Source organism: Moorena sp. SIO3E8 (assembly GCF_010692445.1).
In the GTDB taxonomy this organism is placed as follows: Bacteria; Cyanobacteriota; Cyanobacteriia; order Cyanobacteriales; family Coleofasciculaceae; genus Moorena; species Moorena bouillonii.
This window is the reverse complement of the sequence record NZ_JAAHHM010000301.1, coordinates 1-2,662: the sequence shown is the minus strand read 5'-3', so window position 1 is coordinate 2,662 and position 2,662 is coordinate 1. Positions and strand designations below refer to the sequence as shown.

At 41.9% G+C, this 2,662-nt stretch carries 5 protein-coding genes; 3 read left to right on the top strand and 2 right to left on the bottom strand.

The window, feature by feature from the left end; genetic code table 11:
- Positions 1 to 345: 345 nt before the first annotated feature.
- Positions 346 to 528, top strand: coding sequence for a hypothetical protein (locus tag F6K46_RS39240; protein WP_293068208.1), 183 nt, complete (start codon positions 346 to 348; stop codon positions 526 to 528).
- 397 nt (positions 529 to 925) lie between these two features.
- Here F6K46_RS39240 and F6K46_RS39235 read toward each other — a convergent pair whose 3' ends face one another.
- Positions 926 to 1,078, bottom strand: a complete 153-nt coding sequence (locus F6K46_RS39235) for a hypothetical protein (protein WP_293068211.1) — start codon at positions 1,076 to 1,078, stop codon at positions 926 to 928.
- Between the two features lie 40 nt (positions 1,079 to 1,118).
- Between F6K46_RS39235 and F6K46_RS39230 the strand changes: the two genes are divergently transcribed.
- On the top strand, positions 1,119 to 1,286 hold the full coding sequence (locus F6K46_RS39230) for a hypothetical protein (RefSeq protein WP_293068213.1): 168 nt from the start codon (positions 1,119 to 1,121) through the stop codon (positions 1,284 to 1,286).
- A 10-nt stretch (positions 1,287 to 1,296) separates the two neighbouring features.
- Entirely contained in the window at positions 1,297 to 1,470 is a 174-nt protein-coding gene (locus F6K46_RS39225) for a hypothetical protein (protein WP_293068216.1), read from the top strand.
- A 2-nt stretch (positions 1,471 to 1,472) separates the two neighbouring features.
- Here the strand turns inward: F6K46_RS39225 and F6K46_RS39220 are convergent.
- Positions 1,473 to 2,662 (bottom strand): group II intron maturase-specific domain-containing protein (locus tag F6K46_RS39220; RefSeq protein ID WP_293068219.1); only part of this gene is annotated, 1,190 nt, incomplete at its 5' end.

Sequence of the window (2,662 nt, the reverse complement as noted above, 5' to 3'; positions counted from 1 at the left end):
GATGTCGCCTCGGAGATGAAACCTTAGACAGTTGAGCCTTATTACAAAAGATTTAACCCTTTTATGCAAGACCGATCGCCCATAAAGGCTCAACTGTCTTACGGTAACTTCAAACTCGGTGTGGCCAAGATAGGGTGTCACATGGTCTCCTCATGGGGTCGGGTTTTCACCGCCATCCGAAAATGAACAGTTAGGACTTTTTGAGGTTATTCTCGCGAGTCCCCTAAGTCATACCCCTTCTGTTTCAAAAGGCTCCTACTTAGAACAAGCCGCACAGTTGCATTTGTTCGACCTTTTTTCTGTGCTACCTTAATTATAGACCCCCTAAACTTAAATATCAAGGTGATGACTGAACAAATTAGACGAAAAGTAGGAAGACCCAGATTGCACGAAGAAGCCAAGAAAAGTTACAGTATTAAAGCCACTGAGACTGGTTGGCAGGGATTAAAACGTCTAGCCGCTCGTTCGGGTTTAAGCCTTTCTGAATATATAGAATCCTTGGGGAGAACTGGGACTTTGCCTGATTGAGGGAAAAATTCATCCCCGGAGACGAAACCTTAGAATAGGGTCGCCTTTATGGTTGGTCGGCTATGAGCAAAAGGGTTAAAACTTTATTATTAAGGCGACCCTATTCTTACGGTAACTTTAAACCTTAAGAAGGATGGGGTATTCTTTTTCCCTGGCCAAAGGCCACGCTACGCGAACAAACTCCCTTGCTTGATAAAGATGCTGCTTCAGTAGTACCAACACACTTGTTCATCAGTTGACTCTCCTATAACTCTTCCTATAATAAGAGTTTAATAGATAAAAGAAAAATTTACAACTTGAAGGAATTTAGAATTTAGAATTTAGAATTTAGAATTTAGAATTTAGAATTTAGAATTTAGAATTTAGAATTTAGAATTTAGAATTTAGAATTTAGAATTTAGAATTGGGAATTGGGAATCGGAAAGAAACGGAAGAGTTGAGGATACGGTCGGTGGATGCGTTCGCGTAGCGTGACCGTTCGCGTAGCGTGACCTTCGCGTAGCGTGGCCTTTTGGCCAAGGTCGTTCGCGTAGCAGCTCCAAGCTCCCATCGCACATAGTCATTTAGTTAATTTATTAGTTAATTTATACTTGGGGACACAGGATTTTTTCCCACTCCACAACTCTCCCTACTCCCGACTCCACTACTCCCTGTTTGCTGCTCCCTATTCCCTATTCCCTATTCCCTGTTCCCTGATTCCAAAAATTGTTACAAAAATTTTTAAAAAATGTTATCATAGAAGATTATTTGTGTTATAATAAAAATACCGTGGGCGCTAAAACGCTCCACGGTAAGAGCCAGCCACAGATTTTTCCCGACTCTCGGGCTGGCTCTAGTACCCCAGTTAAAGGATTGGGTAAGTCGGCGGGATTACTCCCGCTTCGTCCCCGACGCACCGTGCGAACAAGTCTCCAAGTACACGGCGCAACCGATTCCTTTTGAACTCATTTATCACTGCCACTTCTTTTCAATGATTTACGGGTTTGTACCTTTTGGTTTTTGTTCCGTTTCAAAGAGGGTTTTGTTATCCCAGCTTTCAGCATTTTCTGTATGTTGGGATTAGTGGCACCCAAGGCGTGTATGGAATGGTGACAGTCACTGTGTAGATAAATTAGATTATCGTATTTATCCTGTCCACCTAGGTGTTTTGGTATGATGTGATGTAGATGTAATACATCACTAACCCCAATTGATTGATTGCAAACAGGACAGAGGTAGTTTTGTCTGTTTGCTATTTTGTCCTTTCCCGCTGAGAATCTTCCCCTTGCCGTTTTTTCCCTTTGTTTAGCTTTGCGCTCTTCCCAGTACCCAATCAGGTCGGGGTCGTCTGGGCTGTTTTTGTATTGGACTAGGGTATGGCGTTTGATGGGTGTCCAAGCGAGTTTATGCAGATAGGCATTTTTTGAGGATTTGTTTCCGTATACCCATTTGTCTTCCCTTCCTGGGCAGTGTTTTCCAAAGTAGTTCTTGGATATCCACTTCCAGGATTTATTTGGATGTTTCCGTAACCCCCATCTTTTTAATTTCCAGAAGATGTAGCTATCGAGTGTATTGAAGGTTTCTTGAGCCACTACACCATCATGATAGTTGCTCCACCCTCTTATTTTGGGATTAAGCTTCCTTATGACTTGTTCTTGGGATGCACTCTTTAACTTTTTGAATTCATCCTTCAATTGTTTCTTGAAGTTATTGATGTTCTTCTTGGAGGGTTTGATGAGGGTGACCAATTCGGTTTTCCGTGCAGTGGTTCTGTACTTGCGGAAGTTCCATCCTAGGAAGTCAAACCCTTCTGTCAAGTGTTTGATGCTGGTCTTTTCCTCAGATAGTCTTAATCCTTTTTTTGTTAACCATTCTTGTATGATTACCTTAGAGGATGTCGCATCTTCTTTGCTTTGGGTTAGAATCACAAAGTCATCGGCAAAGCGGACAAAGGTTCTTTCTGAGATGTTGTTCCAGAATCCTCCTGATTTTTTCCTCTTGTCTTTGCGCCACTTATATGTAATTCCTCTCAGTACAGGACAAAAAAGTTGAAAAGAAGAACAGGATGGGGTTTCATCAGAATTGAGGATAGCCATCAGAAACCCCATGAACCAATATAGCGAATTAAAGAAAGCTCTCCAACCCCATTTGGGAT